This window comes from Gammaproteobacteria bacterium (genome assembly GCA_019748175.1).
Taxonomy (GTDB): Bacteria; Pseudomonadota; Gammaproteobacteria; order JAIEPX01; family JAIEPX01; genus JAIEPX01.
On the sequence record JAIEPX010000012.1, the window covers coordinates 1 to 19834 of the forward strand.

A 19834-nucleotide genomic window follows, 5' to 3' on the forward strand; every position below is an offset into this window, starting at 1 on the left:
AGTATAACCTGGGTGTTAATGGAGTAAAGGGGTCGGGTCTCCCGTTGGCTATATTGCCTATAGCCAACGGGAGACCCGACCCCTTTATCTTGCTACAATAAATAAATGAGTACACTACACAGTCAAACTTCGAATGCTCCTAGCAAATTGTATGATCTACTTGCAGGGTCACCATTGATCATCTGGTACGGATTACGGTGTATTGAACAATTTCCTCAAATCGCAGCAGAATTTCAAACCCTTGACCTCAGCAATTTCGATTTTCTCATCCTCATAGATCTCTTTACCAAATCTATAGGGCTCCTATTTGCAGCCATATTGATAATCTTGGTAATCGTGAGATCACCCGCTAGTGCAGGGACGCAAGGTTTTCTACCAAGAATCGTCGCTTTTTTAGGCGCTTTTCTGAGTATTACACTGCTTAGGCTGCCTCTTCAGCCTATACCCTGGATCTTTCAGCTCATTTCATTGACGTTAATGATCGTTGGAATTAGCTTTGCAGTGTATTCTTTAATGTGGTTAGGGCGTTCATTCAGTGTAATGCCCGAAGCTCGGAAGCTTGTGACCACTGGTCCTTACGCACTCGTTCGTCATCCCGTTTATTTAGGTGAAGAAATTGCAATCATTGGCCTTGCTATAGAATATTTTTCTTTAACAGCTTTGTCTATCGTATTGTTTCAATCAGGTTTTCAACTCTATCGTATGCATTTTGAAGAGCAAGTCATGCGCGAGTCATTTCCGGAATACATCGAGTATGAAGCCAGAGTCAAGCGATTGGTCCCCTATATCTACTAGGCTTAAGATCATCGGGGAAGGAAAATCTTCTAAACCTTTATTTTCAACTTAATTTCTTGATTTTGAAGGCTATTTTGCTTCACAGTAGATTGTTTATGTAATAGTTGGCTTAACGCTTGATATCGCTTCAAAGCATGCTTAAAATGATGAGTTTGGCTATGGAAAGTTACACTTGGAAGAAGCATGCATTATTATACACCTTTAAAATCGATTAAATTGTCGGGCTTTAAGTCCTTCGTAGACCCCACAGTGATCTCGCTGACCTCAAACCTCACTGCTGTTGTGGGTCCCAACGGTTGTGGCAAATCAAACGTGGTTGATGCAATTCGCTGGGTAATCGGGGAAAGTTCCGCCAAAAATCTTCGCGCTGAATCCATGGCCGACGTGATATTCAATGGTACAACCAATCGTAAACCGGTAGGACAAGCTTCCATTGAACTGACCTTCGATAACACTGACGGACGATTAAGTAGCGAATATGCAAACTACAATGAGATATCTGTCCGCCGTATACTGCAACGTGATGGTCAATCGCAGTATTTTCTCAACAACACTCGTTGTCGTCGTAAAGACATTTTGGACATCTTTTTAGGTACAGGGCTAGGTCCACGCAGTTACTCCATCATCGAGCAAGGCATGATATCTCGTATTATCGAAGCGAAGCCGGAAGATTTACGTATATTCCTTGAAGAAACGGCAGGAATTTCTAAATACAAAGAGCGTCGACGTGAAACCGAAACCCGCATTCGTCATACTCGTGAAAATCTCGATCGACTAAAAGATTTACGCGACGAATTAGAAAAACAACTCGATAAACTCAAACGTCAATCTAGCGCAGCTGAGCGCTATAAAGTGCTTAATCAAGAATTGAGGGTAATGAGTGCACAAGCGCACTTAATGCAATTGAGAGATTTGCACGGAACAATGTCAGATCTTTCACAACGTGTTCAGGTGAATGAAACATTAATTGAGTCGAAAATCGCCGAGCAGTTAAATATCGATAAAAATATTGAATTAATACGTATTCAGCACACCGAAAAAAATGATCAGTGCAATGAAATTCAATCTCAATATTATCAATTAGGTACTGAGATTGCGAAATTAGAGCATACCATCTCTCATTCACTCGAACGAGAACAACAATTAAGAAATGATCTCACTCAGATCGAAAGCAATTTACGACGACTAGATGAACAACAAATCGCTGATCAAGATCAATTGCGCGATGCACAACAAGATTTACTCCAAATAGAAGAAAACTCAAGACAACATGCTCAAGAAGCCGCAGAATCTGCAACATTACTTGAAGAAGCGCAAAATCAACTTCAAGCTTCACAACAAGCCTGGGATGCTTTTCAATCCACAATCGGCGATACGAAACGTCATCTCGAAGTCACACGAACTCAATTGCAACATCATGAACACAGAGCGGAGTCTCTTGAAAATCGACGCGCTCGTTTGTTGCAATTACTTGAAGAATTATCAACGAATGATATCTCTGAAAATGTAGAACTTCATCAACAACAATTAGCAGAATTACAAAGCGAGTTAAGTATACTGCAACAATTGTTGGATGAATCAAAAACTAAAATTTCCGAATATCGCGAATCACAACGTAACGCTCAAGAATCTTTACAAGATAGTCAAGGACAATTACAACGTCTGCAAGGTCGTCAAAGTTCTTTACACGCATTACAAGAAGTTGCAATGGGTCGTAAAAATTCTCAGCATCAAGCGTGGTTGGCAGAGCAAGGTCTTGCAGAGAATACTCGATTAGCCGAGGTATTAACCGTAGACGCAGGATGGGAAAAAGCAGTCGAAACAGTACTGGATCAGCATTTGGAATCTATCTGTGTCGATAATTATTCTCAGATCATCGATCACATCGATCAATTAGGCGCCGCAAAAATTAGTTTCTTAAACTCATCTGTCAATGCAGAGCATGCAACACAAAATTCGGCAACGCCACTCTCAGATAAAGTGCAGACGCATTTACCGATCTCAAAATTATTATCGGGCGTTTATTGCGTAGACAATATTCATGCTGCACTGGAACTTCTGCCACGATTAAATGCTAGCGAATCGATTGTGACACTCGACGGTATTTGGCTTAGTCATTTATGGCTACGTATCCATCACGCCGTTGACGAACACACGGGGGTATTAGCTCGACAACAAGAACTGGCCGATATCGCCACTCAAATTGAACATGCTCAAGAACAGGTGGATAGTAAGCAAGAATTGCTGCAGTCACTTACTGAATTACTTCATAATGCTGAACACGAACTGGAATTCCAGCAACAACATCATCGCGAAAAATCTACTCAATTAGGGGATACCCGATCTCAATTAAGTGCTCAACATTCAAAATTAGAGCAACTTCAAGAACGTCAAAAAGATATCCAAAAAGAAATTAACGAGATCAATGAAAATGCAGCTCACATTCAATCTGATATTCAAACTTGCAAACACACACTTGAACAAGCTGAACAGCAACTTGCCATTCACGCTCAAGATGAACGAGATTTACAAGCTCAGCGCACGAATGCACAAGAACACTATCGTCAGTTACAACACAATGCTAATTTGAGTAAGCAAAAAGCCGATGAAATGCAAATTCGTTGCGCTTCAACTCAAAATCAAATTCATTATTTGGAGCAGGGTATTGCACGAGCAAGCCAACAAGTCCAACAACTCACAGAACGACGAGAAACTGCGCTGGATTCTATTTCATCATTGTTGGAACCTTTGCCCGAAATGCGTGACCAGTTGAGTACATTATTAGAACAAAGATTGGACGTTGAAAAAGCACTTACTGCTGCAAAACAACAATTAAGTGAATTTGATCAACAATTGCGTGACGCCGAAAAACGACGAGCGCATATTGAAGAAGACTGTCAGGAAATTCGACATCAACATGAACAACTACGTCTTCAAGAACAAACAGCGAAAGTGAAAGCTGAAGCCCACCAAGAGCACATTGCAAAAAGTGGATTAACGAACGAAGAAATATTACAAGATTTACCTGAAGATGCTGAAGTTTCAGTTTGGCATGAAAAAATTGAAGCGAATGAGCTTCGCATTCAACGATTGGGACCCATTAATTTAGCGGCCATTGAAGAATTTCAACAATCTGCGGAACGCAAAGAATATCTTGATCAACAAAATGCAGACTTAACAGAAGCTCTAGAAACATTAGAATCTGCTATTCGGAAAATTGATCGCGAAACTCGTGCGAAATTTAAAGAAACCTTCGATCAAGTGAATCAAACTTTCGAAGCTTATTTCCCTAAAATTTTCGGTGGCGGCCAAGCGTGTCTTGAACTAACGGGTGATGAATTGTTAGACGCAGGGGTGACTGTAAAAGCGCAACCTCCAGGAAAACGAAATACTTCGATTCACGTACTGTCGGGTGGTGAAAAAGCATTAACTGCTATAGCCCTAGTCTTTTCACTATTTCAGTTAAATCCAGCACCTTTCTGTATTTTGGATGAGGTTGACGCACCTTTAGATGACGCAAACGTGGGGCGTTATTGCAACCTCGTGAAAGAAATGTCAGAAAAAGTACAATTTCTATTTATCAGCCACAATAAAATTGCGATTGAAATGGCAAAACAACTCTGTGGTGTGACTATGCATGAACCGGGAGTATCCCGTATGGTCGCTGTGGATATTGATGAAGCCATCGCGATGGCTGAGGCTTAACAGTACAAAGGAATATAAAAAATGGGCATCAAGGCAGTAATTATTCTAAGCATTTTAGCAATGCTTTTCGGCGTTATCATTCTATTTATATGGATTGATCAACGTCGACAACAAAAACGCTTACGAACTATCGCACGACAAAATCGAGAAAATCGAGATCGTTCTCGATCTGACGTTGATCCTCTGATAGCTGAAGTTGCAGGAAGTAGTGCGTATGATGATGGTATTTTGTCTGCACCTCGGATTGTGAGTCAACCCACGGAACAAACCCAAAATGCTACGATAAACCCAACAACCGCCTACAAAACCCCAACTCCCCCAACAGCTCGAACGGTACAAGTTTCTTCTGCAACCGCTGCAACAACTCGTACGCCACGAATAACACCGTTTCCTACTCCCCCTCAAACTCAAACTCCAGGCTATCGTGCTGCACAATCGGCAGCAAGACTTCAAGCGATCAAACAAAAACCATTAAATCCAAAGTTTGTTCCTCCTAGTTCGGTCAGTATTACTAATGAACCAGAAACCATAAATACAAACACGTTGGAAACAAGTGAACAGAATCAACAATCTATTCAAGATACACCATCCAGCTACACAGAGCAGGTGAGTGATCTAACCTATGATTCCAATGAAACAACATCGACTGAAGATGAGAGTCAAAATAATTCTCAGACAGCACAAACACTTCCACCCTATATAACGTTCTCAATCATGGCTGAAAAAGATAAACCTTTTGGTGGTTATGATTTACTTCAGGCCATTTTAGGCGTTGGATTACGACACGGTGAGCATCAAATATTTCATCGCTATGCTGTTAATGATCCCACTAAAATTCTTTTCAGTTTAGCTTCAATAGCGAAACCAGGCACATTTTTGTTGGAAGATATGGGAGTTTTTAGCACCCCAGGTCTTATTTTTATTTTTGAAATTGATCGAACTCCTGAGCTATTAAATTCATTCGAACTATTACTTCAAACAGCACGTCAGCTGAACGATGAACTCGATGGAAATTTACTCGATGAAAAACGTGATGCTCTGACAACCGAACGCATACAAGCCCTGCGCGAACAACTACGCGAAGTTACTCCGGTGGCAGATATTATCGATGACCAGTAGTGTTCAAAAAAAAATTGAGCAATTAAAACAACAAATTTACGAGCATAATTTTCATTATTACATTGAAGACTCACCGATTGTTTCCGATGCTGAATACGATAAATTATTTCGGGAATTACACGATCTAGAAACACAACACCCAGAATTCATTACCACTGATTCTCCGACCCAACGCGTTGGACCCACTCCTCAAACTGAACTTGCTGAAGCTAAACATTTAATTCCGATGTTATCGTTGGATAACGCATTCACAGATGAAGAAGTTGAGCAATTTGATCGCCGCGTTCAACAACGGTTAAAACAGTCAGAACAATTAGAGTTTGTGTGCGAACCCAAATTAGATGGTGTGGCAGTAAGTTTAATTTATGAACACGGAATTCTTGTTCGTAGTGCTACTCGTGGAGATGGTACAACCGGTGAAGATATCACCCAAAATGTACGGACCATTGCGACAATTCCTCTTAAATTACATACGAAAAACCCACCCACATTATTAGAAATTCGTGGTGAGATTGTTATGCCTTTAAAAGGTTTTGAAGCATTCAACAAAAAAGCCGCAGCTGAAGGTCAAAAAGTATTTGTGAATCCTCGTAACGCAGCAGCAGGCAGTTTAAGACAACTCGATTCACGTATTACTGCACAACGCCCACTCGAATTTTTTTGTTACGCTCTGGGCAAATTGCAAGGAGGCCATTTACCAAAAACACATTACGAACAATTACAGCAATTGTCGTCGTGGGGATTACGGATTAATCCACTGATAAAACACGTTGAGGGAATTGCACAATGTTTAGATTATTATCAAGCGATGAATAAAATAAGAGCTAAATTACCGTATGATATCGATGGTGTTGTGTATAAAGTGAACAGCATTGCTACTCAAGAAGAGTTAGGTTTTGTTTCGCGTTCACCACGCTGGGCCATTGCGCATAAATTTCCTGCTGTAGAAGAACAAACAATTGTTGAAGGCATCGATTTTCAAGTAGGTCGCACGGGTGTGTTAACACCAGTTGCACGACTCAAGCCTGTTTTTGTTGGTGGAGTGACTGTGAGCAATGCCACACTACACAACATCGAAGAAGCTCATCGTAAAGATGTACGCCTAGGTGATACTGTGATGGTGCGTCGTGCGGGTGATGTCATCCCAGAAGTTGTTGCTGTAATTTTAGCGAATAGACCTGCGAACACTCATGCAGTGAAATTACCCAAACACTGTCCAGTCTGCAAAGCAGAAGTCATTAAACCCGAGGGTGAAGTGGCTGCACGCTGCACCGGCGGATTATATTGTCCAGCGCAGGTAAAAGAATCCATCAAACATTATGCTTCCAGAAAAGCCATGGATATTGAAGGCCTCGGAGATAAAGTCGCAGAACAACTTGTTGATGAAGGATTGCTTCATGATATTGCGGGAATTTATTCATTAGATCGTAATGCACTTATTAATTTAGAACGCATGGGTGAAAAATCCGCTGATAATTTAATTGATGCGATTAATCACAGTAAAAATACGACTTTACAACGCTTTTTATTTGCACTAGGTATTCGAGAAGTAGGGGAGGCAACTGCACGTGCATTAGCTCAGCATTTTGGTGACTTAGAATTAATCGAAAATGCCACTGAAGAAACGCTTCAAGAAGTGTCGGACATAGGTCCTGTTGTTGCCGTGAATATTGCAGGCTTTTTTAGACAAAAACATAATCGAGAATTAATTGAGAATTGTCGCAAATCCGGTGTTCACTGGCCTAAAATTGAACGTCCTGCTGCTAAAGACTTGCCACTGACCGGAAAAACATTCGTATTAACAGGCACTCTGATTTCACTCTCTCGTGACGAAGCTAAAGCGAAATTAGAAGCCCTAGGCGCAAACGTTGCAGGCAGTGTTTCAAAAAATACCGATTATGTTGTTGCTGGTGAAAAAGCAGGCTCTAAATTAACTAAAGCCGAGGAACTAGGAATAACTATTCTAGACGAAGAAGAATTTTTAAGAAGATGGGGGCATGTCTAACATTGAAACTAGCTTACCTCGTGGACTTCTTCAAAGTGCGAGACTAACGTTTCAATCTAGAGCTGACCCCATCCACTCGATTTAATAGTCTGTAAAATTGTTTTTACTCATACTGACGTTTACCACCTTCGAGCTATCAACCTCAATTATGCTATTTTCGGGATTGTTAGGTGATTTTGATTTAAAGGTATTTCCTTCGATAGTTAATGTCTCTGTTTTTGTATTTTCAAACAGCTCAGATTTATTTACATGCACTCTAAATAATCCGTAGAAAGCATTACCTTTAATGCTAATATTACGAATTCTTGGCCAAAAATCATATTTTGGTGGATCGGCAGATGGATTGTGACCTGCTTTTTTGGGGCTCACTGTAATAAGACACTTTGAGTTTTTTGGATTACCTAAGATGTTGAAGTGATTATCTGAGATTTCGACATCAATATTCGTTGGCAACCGGGAAGGGTATTGTAGACATGAATCAAAGCTGAGCTTACTATTAATTTGCAGCCCAGCTATGGTAATAAGTCCAGTAAAATATTCATTAACATGGTCTTGGTTTTCACCCACGCACTCGATATTCACTATATTATTTTGAATAATCAATTTGCCATTGTCGTAAACAACCCCAGGCCAAGACAAAGTAGAATTATCTATGTTAAAAGCATCGCTACCAAAGTCAACAAACTCGCCGTGACGATAATTTTCAACAGAGATGGGAGGATTACCAGCAACTTGATAGAACTTGCTAATAGTTACATGATTGTCTTTTACAGTAAACTTACCGCCGCGCGCTTCATTAAAATAAAAAGCAGAATCACAATGGCGGTAATCTGAAGGAAATGACCTGGTCTCTTTATAGTTATTGGTGGTAATGATGTTATGTACAAAATTGTTATTATACCCGCCAATGTTAAATCCACTGCCTTTTAGAATGTTATCATGAAAACCCGAATCTTCTGTATTACCATGAAAATTTGCCAGGCCGATTTTATCTATAACTGTCTCTATTAAAACACCTTTATTATCATAAGATTGGAGAGGTGCGCTTTTTGCTATGAACGTACAACCAGTGATTTTGATATCCCGATTAACTATTCCAATGGAACCTATCGCGCCAGAGCCCGTAGCAATCGCGTGCCCAAATGACCTGGCTTCAACAACATCGTTTACATTAATTAACTGTGAATATCCAATGCCAATTGAATAGGCATCTTGGTTTGGGAAAATCGTGGAATAGCCGGGAAATTTGGTAGGTTTTTTTATGCGTGTAGAGTCAGGTATTGCAATAATATATTTGCCTTTATTAATATTTACATTAAAGCAATTTGATACAAATAGGCCACTATTATATGATGCATCAATTACAAATATATTATTGACTTTACTATTGACACAATAACTCAGTCGAATTGCAGTCAAAGACTTTAAATTAACTTCAGTTTGGGTTTTAGCATCTACAATAGTGAAATTTTCTAAGGTTACTTCGATAGGGTTTACCTTGAAAATCTCAAATGATTTAAATGAGGGAATGCTAAAATACTCGTATTTACCTCGCGGTGTAAACTCGATCGATTTTTGATCTGGGATATTCGATAGTGTAAGAAATTCACCCTGGTAATAATACTTTCTTGTGCCATAACTATAGTCATTGGGATTAGTCAAAATTAATCGGTCAGTAAGTTTTAGTCCATGTGCAAATCTAAAAGTCACTTTATTCGTCACCCTATCATTAAGTGTTTGAGAAATAGATATAGGGGTATTAATATTTGCACTGCCATGAATATCGAAAAATACAGAATTCTTATTAGAATTACAAAATTCGAGAATTGTATCCGAACAATCCACGGGCTCTCCTATACTAGGTAGCATCACGGGCTGCAAATTTGTACTACCTTTAATAATTTTACTCATCGATAAAGTAATAGATTTACTAAAAACATATCTTCCTGGAGGAATATATATTTCACTATATTGTGTACTATCAAAAGCAGCCTGAAATGCTTCATTATTGCTCTTGCATGCATTTGGACCAGGAGGCTCTCCTGGTTTTAAATGATCTGGTATTGCCCTAAACGGTTGACCTGCACTATCGTGAAAAACAGTTGTTATATCCAAGACATGACTTGGCAGGGCACTGCTAGCAAAATTTCTACTAAGAATAGAGCTCGCCATTGATCTGAGCGCACTAGAACCAGATGTTGTTCTAAAAGTATTTGGTGAAGTGCCGAAAAATGTTGCTAGGTAGCCTTTTGAACGCATAACCTCATCCTTAGTATTTTGTCCAGGCTTAATTAACTCGATTTCATTACGAGCGTACAAAAGCCCTAATCAGTTTATATTGTTAATTCAGTAATGCAATGGTTATTTTTGGAAAGGGATATGGCAGTGATCCAATTATATCTACTATGAGTGAAAGGGTTTATGATTTTTACAAAGCTTATGAGAATGCAGTACAACATGAAGAAGAGCATCGCAAGACCAACACAAGGAGTGGACAGCCTTAATTCAGGCTACTACCCTGACCCCATAGAAGTAATGGAAATCGATCATTGTTCACCGGTTCCGGTCTCTAATAATGTTGAAGGCTGATTGATATTGCGAAAGATTGAAAATGTCTACTCAATTAATGATGAATTTTTTGATATCAAGTCCAGTAATCATCTTGTAGTGTGCATGATTCCCGCTCAACAAAGTTTCGCCGCGAATATCAGCTGATGCCGCAATTAATGCATCTGCCATTTGCAACCCATCGCTGAGTCTAAATCTTTCCAAGAAGTAAATTGCCCTTGAAGTAATTTCATGGTCTAAGCTAATAATATCAATCTCACGTGCGCTGATGAAATGCTTTAAATAACGTAACTCTTCTTTATTTTTCACTCCTTGGAGTAGCTCCATGTAAACAACTGCGCTTATAGAGAAACGCCCAATCTTGTCGAGTGTTTTCTTGGCTTTCTCGTACCCTCGAAAATACCAAATCAGCACATCGGTATCTACAATCATAGTGACCGACCTTCGCGTAGCTTGCGGATAAATTTGTGAACATCCACCATGTCCTTATGGCTTTCCCACATTCCAAAGGCGGGATCAATGCTAACTTCTTTTCGTGTGGATTTAATAGGAACTATCTGCGCACAAGCATGACCATGTGATTTAACTGTCACGGAGACACCTCGATTGACAGTGTCGATAATCTCTTTAGTATTAGCCCTTAGCTCTCTAATTGAAACATCCATAATCACCCCGATATATTGTGTACAATTATAAGTGTACACAATTTTGACTCGATTGTCAATGGATAAACGGCGAGTGGTGGCAGGTCTAACATTGAAACTAGTTTTATCTCGTGGACTTCTGCAGAGTGTGAGACTAATGTTTCAATGTCAGACCTGACCCTATCCTCTAATTGTTGCGCGCGGTATTTTGGGTATTTTGATGGTGGATATAAACTATTGACCCTTGATTGAACGCATCAACACTGTAGGCAATAATCCATCCTAATCCTGCGCCAGCTATCGTATCCGCTAAAAAATTATGATTTAGCGCAACAAGACTTAGCACAACTAAAAGGCTAATAATGATCGCAGGAACCTTTAAGATTGGGTAACGCAACGCAAGAAATGTTACCGAAGCAATCGTGAGAGAAGCATGGCTTGATGGAAAAGCTTGGAAGGCTTCTGTTTTGCTCGCGAGAAAATGAAAACCATAATCGTTTGTGTCAATTAAAGAAGGATTATGATCAATAGTCCACGTTGTTGGCCAATAACGTCCAAAAAGAAATTTTGACCATTCCGTCCAAAAATCGGTAATAACAAGTGTGATGCTGGTCAGCGTTAAATTACTCAAAAAAGGAGAGACTCGGCCAATTATCCAACTGAATATATGCACAGTGAAAACGCCTAGAGCAGCAGCAACATCAAAGATTTTTGGAATATGAAAAAATAGCTGCAAGATATGATGTGGTATTGGTTCATGCTTATGAAACCAATAGGCAATAGGTTTGTCAAAAAAATAATAGGATAACAGCGTAGTCGATACTGTCGCGAATGAAACTAGAAATATATTTCTTAAGAAGACTGATTTACGGAATTTCATAAGAACCTCCAAAATCACCACTCTTAGTGACATTATAGCATAATTTCAGATTAAAATCTTGTGGCGCCTCTGAACAGGAGGGGGCAGTTCTTTGCTTGATGCATAGTCAATCTTAATAACTTGAATAAGATTTCACCATGAAGTATGATAGTTGCAATTTCATAGTGGGGTATAATCAGAATGAAAAACAATACTGAGACATTATCAGTCGACCAAAAACGAGAACACATCAAATCACACTTCCAATATGTCTTACCTGAATCATGCTTGATATCTGTGGAAATCGTTAACGCGATGTATGATTTATGCCTTGTCCAAAAACAACTTAATTTGGCCATCGAAGCTTTCAACAATCCGGATTACAAAAATAAACTGTCTCAACTGAAAGCTCTGTGGCAAGAATGTTACCAAAAATCACACGACATTCTTCTTCAATACAACCAAGTTAATTTTGATCGTTATCTTGAAAGAATGATTAACGCACATCGGCGAAAAGTTGTTATGTTGCGCACAATTATTGATACTGGTAACGCAAAATCTTGCCTTTCTTTTTTTGAGCGTTGGATTATTTGCTCTGATCCTATAAAAAGCTTGAGATCACTTCTCCCGGAATGGCTATCAATACCACCTCCAACCACACGAGATAATATTGAAATCGCGAATACGATGCGTCAATTAGTTGAATATTTTATTCTTCAAGCTAATATACAAGATCGATCATTCGACTCAATGAGAAGTTTGTTGGGCTTCTTCTCAGATCTCAATAATCCAGATAAGACACCACAACCATTATATCAAAAACTTCATACATCACCTCGCGTAGTTCTGACCAAATTGCTGATGACACTATTACAAGACTTTTCAAATCGCGCAAAATACGACCTTGTTTACCAGCAAAATATTGGCACTTTTAGAGATCTGCTTGATGAAATTATAGCCTTACGCTGCACTCAAGAACTCAGACCATTACTTATCGATCTAATTCAAGTGATTGTTGAAGAAGATAATGGAAAAATCATATTGCCTGAATTAATTCCTGAAATTGCGAGACCAAGAAGTATTCTGGATCCAATTAGGTCCCTAGTTCAGATTCCCTATAGTGTACTCAATACTGCATTTGGCTTTACAAGTCGATTATACGCAACAGTAGTTGAAACATTTGGAGACGCTCATGAAGAAGAAGCTCCGGCAACTGATGGATCACCTTTTCTACCTCCACTCTAAAGAAGGGCAGGGGTCTGATCTTTGCTTGATGCATAGTCAATTTGTTGCTTTTTCAGCACTATGACTAAACCACTAAAAATAGAATCTATAAGGATCAATCCAATAAGATTAATGTAGAAGATGTCAACTATCTCAATAAGTGTCAAGAAGTCTTATTTTCATTTGTCTTATTTATATAGTCGATTTCAGCTTGATTTATTTTTTCCATGTTTTCTACTGTCCAGGATGTCAACGAGCTCATAACTACGCCCAAATTTTTTCCTAACGGTGTTAAGGTATATTCAACTTTCATGGGTAGTACAGGGAAAGACTGTCGTGCGACAAAGCCATAACGTTCTAATTTGTTTAAAGATTGTGATAACATTTTCGGGGATATGCCGCCTATTTCACGTTTTAATTCACCAAACCGATAAACTTTGTGAATCAACAAATTGATGATCAAAATTGACCATTTATCACTTATGCATTCTAGAACATTACGTGATGGGCAACGCTCACTATAAACAGAATAACTCGGTTTCAGGACTTTCTTTTCATTATCAGCCATTTTTATACCTAATACATAACACATGTTCAGTATACATCAGATACTCTGTTTTCTCAAGTTAATTTGGGATATTTTAGTTTTTAGCTAGTTACTTTTTGGTAACTAATTGAATTATTGCGCTGATGCAAGTAGGATTAAATTTCGTAAATAATAGTAGCGGAGATTTTAAAATGATTAGATATAAAAAAAACGCATCACTCATATCAGGTTTGTTGATGTGCATGATGAGTGGTGTGCAAGCAAAATCAGATAATTTGAATTATAGTACGCAAATTTCATTTGCAGCAAGCAATTCACCCTATAATGCATTCTATTATGAAATTAAGTCACAAACAGTCACTGATTTACAAATGAGGAATGTTTCAACAGATAAGATACTATTTCCAGGAACTATAGCATTTTCAGGAGCAACGCAGATCAATCAGCTTAATGAAATTTATTTTGGCGCGGACTATTATATCGAATCAAAAGAAAGCGCCTACATTATTATTACTTACAACGGTGATAATGCGGGTAATGTACAATGCTACAGAGGTCATGGAAATCGATCATTGTTCATCGGTTCCGGTCGTCTCAATTTTTAGCGGTCTAATAGTGTTGGAGACTAAATGATATCGAGAAAGAATGCCCTTAAAATCTTTGTTGATGCAGTAAATAGTCCAAATGCTGATGTGGCTAGCATCAAAAGTGCAGCTATTACTTTTAACAAAGCTGATGAGAACGCATAAGAGCATCGCAACACCAACACAAGGAGTGGACAGCCTTAATTCTGGCTTCACCTCTCCCCCTTCTTCTAGATACAGATAATGTTAATAGGTGATGATATCACTATTAATCACTGATAACTCAGTTTGCTAATTTTTTCCGGATGTAGTGTTGTCTATGTGTATATGTTAATATTATTCCACTCGCAAATTAGCGAGAATTATCGCGTTAACAATAATTCTTTTTTGGAGATTAACATGCAAGATAATGAGATAGTCGATGCTGAATATCAAAAAGAGCGCTTATTTGCGTTTGTGCCCGGAGTAGCGCGAAAGACAGCTACGGTGGAAGAAACTCTGCGTTGTTATGTGCCAAAGATCGTCCCAATAGAAAATGTGCCACTCACATTTTTCCAAACCCAGCTTGAGCAAATCGCTGAAGAGGAAAATTTAGTTGTAGTTAAAGAATCGCAACTCTTAAATACCAAAACTCGTCGTCAAGCTGAAATCATTAAAGAAAGGGATTCAGTCACGTTCAGTACTCAAACACCGGCATTTTTTCAGGTTCAGCTAAAACCAGGTAAAACATTGCCTCAAAATGAGGGCAAAACTTATGCAAGTGTTGCTGCCCATGAGGTTGAGTTGACCAGCGAGTCTATTGTCGTTCTCCATGGTTTTGCAAGACGTGTGTAAAATAAGCTGTAGCAACTGAAGAATATGCACTTTCAGAATGAGATTGAAAATATTCAAACGCAGGCACCTCGGTTCATTACATGATACCATGCGTTATCATAAGCTCATTATGAGAATGCACTATAGGTTTAAATCATGCCTGAACTTGCTGAAGTCGAGACAACACGTAGAGGTATCACCTCTCATGTTGTTGGCCAAACAATAGCTAAAATAATAGTCCGGCAGGAGCAATTGCGTTGGTCCGTGCCGCAACAATTAATTGAAATTTTACCTAACAAGCAGTTTACTAGCCTGATACGTCGTGGCAAATATTTGTTGTTTAACGCAGATATCGGTACCATGATCGTGCATTTAGGTATGTCGGGTTGCTTGAGAATTGTTGACAAAGATGAGCCCGTCCAAAAGCACGACCACGTAGATATTGTTTTTAACAATGGTCACTGTTTACGTTATACCGATCCAAGACGATTTGGTTCGATACTTTGGACCACTGCTGATCCTCTCCAACATAAATTACTCTCTCATCTTGGACCAGAGCCTTTGAGTAGTGCTTTCAATGATAAATATTTATTCCAGCAGGTTAAAAGACGTTATGTGCCAATTAAATCATTCATCATGAATAGTCAAGTTGTCGTTGGTGTTGGCAATATATATGCCACCGAGAGCTTATTTCGAGCGCGTATTCATCCGCTATTACCCGCAAATGATCTCTCCCTAGAGCAGTCACAAAAGTTGGTGAAGACAATTAAAGAAGTTTTGCGTGATGCTATAAAGCAAGGTGGCACCACATTACGTGATTTCTTAAAATCCGATGGCAAGCCGGGTTACTTTCGCCAGCATTTACAAATTTATGGCAGAGCAGGGAAGTCATGTTTAGTGTGCGATACGAAATTAATATTAATCAAAATAAACCAGCGCAGTACGGTATATTGTCCATTCTGTCAGAAAGAGAAAGATAGGGGCAAACCGAGCCTAAATCAAAAAGACGTAATTTGACTTTATAGTCGAATTGGCCTAAGTTAGCCCATATAAAGTGTTGCGTTTGAGGGTTTATGGAAGACATAGTAGTCTTTCCCGTGACTCTCCGTAGAATATATTCGAATACTTGCGGCCTTATATTTATTAGCCGAAAGTAGCATTTTAGCCTGATAGCCCCATAACCTTTAGAGACAAAAAATGCATCAAAAAACTAAAGTTCTAAATGCCGGCAATGAGAAAGATATATTAGAAGCCATTGCTATGATTCAAGGAGGGCAGTTAGTTGCTGTACCTACTGAAACTGTCTATGGTCTCGCCGCTGACGCAAGAAATATTGACGCTGTTAAGAATATTTTTAGAGTAAAAAATCGCCCAACTGATCATCCACTAATTGTCCATATTGCTGCATTTGAACAGTTATCTCAGTGGGCAATAGATATTCCACCTGTTGCAGCTATTATAGCCAAACACTTTTGGCCAGGCCCAATTACTTTACTACTTAAGAAGAAAGATTTAGTCAACGATGTGGTAACGGGTGGATTAACAACAATCGCTATACGCATCCCTCAAAATAAAACACTGTTAAAAATGCTACGGCTATTAAACACAGGACTAGCAGCGCCTTCGGCAAATCCTTACAAAAGAATTAGCCCGACGGCCGCAGAACATGTTATGTCAGGTTTATCAGGAAAAATAGCTGCAGTATTGGATGACGGACCATGCCGAATCGGCGTTGAATCAACAATTTTAGATTTAACGAAAAGCAGAATACGCATTCTAAGGCCTGGGCCGATAACAAAAAAAATGATTGAAGACATTGTGGAGGTATCAATAGACTCACCGTCAATATATCCAGAAAATGTACCTGGAAATAGGCAATCTCATTATCAACCTTACACAAAAACCTCTCTAATTACTCTAGATGAAATAGAAAGGCAACTCTCTCAAACCAACAATCAAGAAAAACTATTAGCTGTTATTCACTACTCAGACTGGAAATGTGCACACAATAACATTAAAACAATAAAATTATCAAAAAATAAAATCGAGTATAGCAGATTAATCTATCAGGCTTTACATGAGCTCGACAATATTCATGCCAACCAAATTCTCATTGAAATGCCACCAAACAATGATACATGGAGCGATATTTTAGATAGACTATCTAAAGCTTCAGCAATAACTTGAGGAGCTGCAAATGACAAATTTACGAAGTTTATCAGCGATTCAGCCTCTTACTAGCAAGCGAAACTGTCCTGTTGACACAATAATCTTATTACTAAGACAAAATCGGAAAAACTCATGCAACAATATACTCACCGAAATAATAAAACCTTGCACACCATTGTCGCTATGCCTGAATAGCCTGGTTACGCTTTTTGGAAAATTTAGGTATATGAGATGCTAAGGAAATTTAAGGAACGCGGTAAAAGCAAACTATCAGAATTACCAAATTTGCCAACAGATGTATTGGAATTGATTCAGCATATGCTGCCCATTTCTGATCAAGCTAGTTTTGCGCGTGTTTGTAAAGCTTGGTCGAAAGCCGGATCGCGCGGACGGCGACCCGATCGCTGGGAAATCAATTTTCTACGCCATTTTGAGCAACAATATCATATCCTGCGATCGACAAAAAAAGATATTCGTGACTGGCAATTTCAATTTAAGAAACAAGAAGATGAAGAGTATTCTCATCTTAGTAAATCCAACCGCAAATTACTCCGCAAGATCAAAGACTGTAATTTAAAAAATTTAGACATGCTTGCCCAACAAATAGAACGCAACACTTTGATTGCATGTGACAGTAACGGTTTTAGTATTGCTTATTGGGCACAGCGGCATAGGTATTATTCTTGGTTAAATACAATTTATCAAACTAAGATTCTGCCAAGATACACAGTAAATGGTAGCCTTAACCCGAATAGTGTTGATAGTAATCGGCGGACTCTATTACAGTGGGCAGTTGAGCTTCGGCAAGATAATGACCATATCGCCGAGCTACTTGCTTTAACTAATAGTGCAGCAGTCAATTCTCATGATTGCTTAGGTGCAACAGCGCTGTTTATCGCCTGCCAAAATGGCTATATTGAAGCGGCAGAATTATTACTTAATGCTACTGCCGATGTGAATTTAGAGTGTACTACAGGGGCAAATGGGCTCTTTATTAGCTGTCAGCTTGGCCACACTGCCATTGTGAAATTATTACTTGATCGCGGTGCCAAGATGAATTCGCGGTACTTCAACGGCCACACTGACTTATCTATCGCCTGTCAGCACGGACATACTGCCGCTGTAAAATTATTATTAGATCGCGGTGCCGATGTGAATTTGCAGTGTCAAACTGGGGTAACCGCCCTTGCTATCGCCTCTCGGCACGGACACACTACAGTCATAAAAATATTGCTAGACCATGATCCCGATATGAATATACAAGACAGTACCGGGGCAACCGCGCTCTCTATCGCCATGCAAAATCGCCATATTGAAGCGGTGAAATTATTACTCGATCACAAAGCTAATGCGAATTTGCCAAATAATATGGGAAAAACTGCGTTATTTATCGCCTGTCAAAATGGCGATGCTGAAGCTGTGGAATTATTGCTAAATGCTAATGCTGATGTTAATTCGCGCTCCAACACTGGCGCAACGGCACTATCGATCGCGTGTGAGAATGGTCATACTGCAGTTGTGAAATTATTACTGGCAGCTGGCGCCAAGAAGAGTTCAAAATGCTGCGACGGTAAAACTGCGTTGTTTTTAGCCTGTCAGAACGGCCACACTGAAATCGCGAAATTATTGCTAGTAGCTCGTGCTAGAATAAATTCTCGATCCAACTCTGGTGCAACCGCACTTTATGTAGCCTGTTTTAATGGTCATACTGCAGCCGTGGAATTACTAATTAACCATGGGGCCCTGATGGATTTGCGGCACAACACTGGTGAAACGGCACTCAATATAGCTTATTATAGAGGCCATATTGGTGCTGTATGCTTATTATTAAATGCTGGCGCTGTTGTGAGTTTATCTATCGACGAGTGCGCAACTCTACTTCAAATAGCTAGTAATAATAATTATGATAGCATCGTCAAAATTTTGATCACCGAAGCACTGAATAAATACATCGATGAAAACAATAAACTAATTGAAAATACTAATAAATCTGCATCAGCGCATAAAAATCACGATCACCTGAAGTTTTTCAAAACGTCTCGCGGGAAAATCATTCAGCAAGTAACGATAGCTGTTGCAGCAGCGACATTGCTGAAGGTACTAAATGGCGAGGAGTCTCCAGAAATTCTCTCTTACCATTCTCTTGCATTTAAGATTGATAATGAGCTGCATAAGCTTTACCAATACTCTATTAAACACCATTTACTACGAAAAAATTCATTGTCAGCTGCTTGATAATGTGGTGGTATTTCATGATATTAAACTTAAAAAACAGAGTCACAAATTCTGGTATTGAGAGAGCCAAGGGTGGGGAGGGGTGACTAAAGTTTCAATGTTAGACCTGACCCCGTTCTCTGTCTTAATGCTGAATAGTTTCAAAAGCGCGTTTGTTATCATCACAAGAAACAACAATTGCAGGCTTTCCATTATAATAAGTTGTATACAACCAATTAATGTTAACCTTGGCCTTCGAGAGTTCGGTAGTGATTTGTGTGATTGAACCTGGTTCGTCTTTTGTATAGATAACCAATACATCTTCTTCACGGAAATTACTGAAGGGTGAAGATTTTAAAACTTCACGGGCTTTAGAGTAATTGTCGGTAATAAAGGCAAAATGACCTTTTCCAGAGTAATTATTACCCCACATTGCTTTAATGTTGCAATGACCTGTTTCAGATAACAGTGATGTTAGCTGGTTTGTAATACCTGGCTGTGCATTGGTTTCAAGATAAAATTCTTTTTCCAAACTGACTTGCTGCCCCATGATATCGCTCCATTCTTTGTTAATAATGATACCGCCTG

The 19834-nt window shown here is 39.1% G+C and carries 16 protein-coding genes; 10 read left to right on the forward strand and 6 right to left on the reverse strand.

What is annotated here, in order from left to right:
- Positions 1-105 precede the first annotated feature (105 nt).
- The 4 genes from K2X50_06275 to ligA all read left to right on the forward strand — a co-directional run bounded on the left by K2X50_06275 (position 106) and on the right by ligA (position 7624).
- Positions 106-795, forward strand: coding sequence for an isoprenylcysteine carboxylmethyltransferase family protein (locus tag K2X50_06275; protein ID MBX9586847.1), 690 nt, complete (start codon positions 106-108; stop codon positions 793-795).
- Between the two features lie 183 nt (positions 796-978).
- Positions 979-4500 (forward strand): chromosome segregation protein SMC, encoded by a 3522-nt coding sequence (gene smc, locus K2X50_06280; GenBank protein MBX9586848.1) that lies wholly within the window; start codon positions 979-981, stop codon positions 4498-4500.
- Between the two features lie 21 nt (positions 4501-4521).
- Positions 4522-5619 carry a hypothetical protein gene (locus K2X50_06285; protein ID MBX9586849.1) on the forward strand — a complete coding sequence of 366 codons (1098 nt, stop codon included), beginning with the start codon at positions 4522-4524 and terminating at the stop codon, positions 5617-5619.
- Positions 5609-7624, forward strand: a complete 2016-nt coding sequence (gene ligA, locus K2X50_06290) for an NAD-dependent DNA ligase LigA (GenBank protein ID MBX9586850.1) — start codon at positions 5609-5611, stop codon at positions 7622-7624. The genes K2X50_06285 and ligA overlap by 11 nt, the downstream gene beginning before the upstream one ends.
- An 81-nt stretch (positions 7625-7705) precedes the next feature.
- Here the strand turns inward: ligA and K2X50_06295 are convergent, their stop codons facing one another.
- The 4 genes from K2X50_06295 to K2X50_06310 all read right to left on the reverse strand — a co-directional run bounded on the left by K2X50_06295 (position 7706) and on the right by K2X50_06310 (position 11716).
- Entirely contained in the window at positions 7706-9883 is a 2178-nt protein-coding gene (locus K2X50_06295; GenBank protein ID MBX9586851.1) for a hypothetical protein, read from the reverse strand.
- Between the two features lie 360 nt (positions 9884-10243).
- Positions 10244-10624, reverse strand: a complete 381-nt coding sequence (locus tag K2X50_06300; GenBank protein MBX9586852.1) for a type II toxin-antitoxin system VapC family toxin — start codon at positions 10622-10624, stop codon at positions 10244-10246.
- Entirely contained in the window at positions 10621-10857 is a 237-nt protein-coding gene (locus tag K2X50_06305) for a type II toxin-antitoxin system prevent-host-death family antitoxin (protein MBX9586853.1), read from the reverse strand. The genes K2X50_06300 and K2X50_06305 overlap by 4 nt, the downstream gene beginning before the upstream one ends.
- Before the next feature lie 166 nt (positions 10858-11023).
- On the reverse strand, positions 11024-11716 hold the full coding sequence (locus K2X50_06310) for a phosphatase PAP2 family protein (GenBank protein ID MBX9586854.1): 693 nt from the start codon (positions 11714-11716) through the stop codon (positions 11024-11026).
- Positions 11717-11896: 180 nt separating this feature from the next.
- Here K2X50_06310 and K2X50_06315 point away from each other — a divergent pair, with 180 nt between their 5' ends.
- Positions 11897-12940: a hypothetical protein gene (locus K2X50_06315; GenBank protein ID MBX9586855.1), complete on the forward strand. Its 1044-nt coding sequence runs from the start codon at positions 11897-11899 to the stop codon at positions 12938-12940.
- Positions 12941-13082: 142 nt separating this feature from the next.
- Here K2X50_06315 and K2X50_06320 read toward each other — a convergent pair whose 3' ends face one another.
- Positions 13083-13487, reverse strand: a complete 405-nt coding sequence (locus K2X50_06320) for a helix-turn-helix transcriptional regulator (protein MBX9586856.1) — start codon at positions 13485-13487, stop codon at positions 13083-13085.
- A gap of 170 nt (positions 13488-13657) precedes the next feature.
- On the opposite strand from K2X50_06320, the gene K2X50_06325 reads away from it, so the two are divergent.
- The 5 genes from K2X50_06325 (at position 13658) to K2X50_06345 (ending at position 19267) form a co-directional block, all read left to right on the forward strand.
- Entirely contained in the window at positions 13658-14071 is a 414-nt protein-coding gene (locus K2X50_06325; protein MBX9586857.1) for a hypothetical protein, read from the forward strand.
- A 378-nt stretch (positions 14072-14449) separates the two neighbouring features.
- Positions 14450-14884, forward strand: a complete 435-nt coding sequence (locus K2X50_06330) for a hypothetical protein (protein ID MBX9586858.1) — start codon at positions 14450-14452, stop codon at positions 14882-14884.
- A 135-nt stretch (positions 14885-15019) separates the two neighbouring features.
- Positions 15020-15880: a bifunctional DNA-formamidopyrimidine glycosylase/DNA-(apurinic or apyrimidinic site) lyase gene (mutM, locus tag K2X50_06335; protein MBX9586859.1), complete on the forward strand. Its 861-nt coding sequence runs from the start codon at positions 15020-15022 to the stop codon at positions 15878-15880.
- A 180-nt stretch (positions 15881-16060) separates the two neighbouring features.
- Positions 16061-17050 (forward strand): threonylcarbamoyl-AMP synthase, encoded by a 990-nt coding sequence (locus tag K2X50_06340; GenBank protein MBX9586860.1) that lies wholly within the window; start codon positions 16061-16063, stop codon positions 17048-17050.
- Positions 17051-17263: 213 nt separating this feature from the next.
- Positions 17264-19267: an ankyrin repeat domain-containing protein gene (locus K2X50_06345; protein MBX9586861.1), complete on the forward strand. Its 2004-nt coding sequence runs from the start codon at positions 17264-17266 to the stop codon at positions 19265-19267.
- A gap of 124 nt (positions 19268-19391) precedes the next feature.
- Here K2X50_06345 and K2X50_06350 read toward each other — a convergent pair whose 3' ends face one another.
- Complete coding sequence (locus K2X50_06350; GenBank protein MBX9586862.1) at positions 19392-19796, reverse strand: hypothetical protein; 405 nt, start codon at positions 19794-19796, stop codon at positions 19392-19394.
- Positions 19797-19834 lie beyond the last annotated feature (38 nt).

Excerpts from the sequence above, each read along its gene's own strand:
- K2X50_06275 (MBX9586847.1), top strand. The coding sequence starts at position 106 with ATGAGTACACTACACAGTCAAACTTCGAATGCTCCTAGCAAATTGTAT.
- smc (MBX9586848.1), top strand. The coding sequence starts at position 979 with ATGCATTATTATACACCTTTAAAATCGATTAAATTGTCGGGCTTTAAG.
- K2X50_06285 (MBX9586849.1), top strand. The coding sequence starts at position 4,522 with ATGGGCATCAAGGCAGTAATTATTCTAAGCATTTTAGCAATGCTTTTC.
- ligA (MBX9586850.1), top strand. The coding sequence starts at position 5,609 with ATGACCAGTAGTGTTCAAAAAAAAATTGAGCAATTAAAACAACAAATT.
- K2X50_06295 (MBX9586851.1), bottom strand. The coding sequence starts at position 9,883 with ATGCGTTCAAAAGGCTACCTAGCAACATTTTTCGGCACTTCACCAAAT.
- K2X50_06300 (MBX9586852.1), bottom strand. The coding sequence starts at position 10,624 with ATGATTGTAGATACCGATGTGCTGATTTGGTATTTTCGAGGGTACGAG.
- K2X50_06305 (MBX9586853.1), bottom strand. The coding sequence starts at position 10,857 with ATGGATGTTTCAATTAGAGAGCTAAGGGCTAATACTAAAGAGATTATC.
- K2X50_06310 (MBX9586854.1), bottom strand. The coding sequence starts at position 11,716 with ATGAAATTCCGTAAATCAGTCTTCTTAAGAAATATATTTCTAGTTTCA.
- K2X50_06315 (MBX9586855.1), top strand. The coding sequence starts at position 11,897 with ATGAAAAACAATACTGAGACATTATCAGTCGACCAAAAACGAGAACAC.
- K2X50_06320 (MBX9586856.1), bottom strand. The coding sequence starts at position 13,487 with ATGGCTGATAATGAAAAGAAAGTCCTGAAACCGAGTTATTCTGTTTAT.
- K2X50_06325 (MBX9586857.1), top strand. The coding sequence starts at position 13,658 with ATGATTAGATATAAAAAAAACGCATCACTCATATCAGGTTTGTTGATG.
- K2X50_06330 (MBX9586858.1), top strand. The coding sequence starts at position 14,450 with ATGCAAGATAATGAGATAGTCGATGCTGAATATCAAAAAGAGCGCTTA.
- mutM (MBX9586859.1), top strand. The coding sequence starts at position 15,020 with ATGCCTGAACTTGCTGAAGTCGAGACAACACGTAGAGGTATCACCTCT.
- K2X50_06340 (MBX9586860.1), top strand. The coding sequence starts at position 16,061 with ATGCATCAAAAAACTAAAGTTCTAAATGCCGGCAATGAGAAAGATATA.
- K2X50_06345 (MBX9586861.1), top strand. The coding sequence starts at position 17,264 with ATGCTAAGGAAATTTAAGGAACGCGGTAAAAGCAAACTATCAGAATTA.
- K2X50_06350 (MBX9586862.1), bottom strand. The coding sequence starts at position 19,796 with ATGGGGCAGCAAGTCAGTTTGGAAAAAGAATTTTATCTTGAAACCAAT.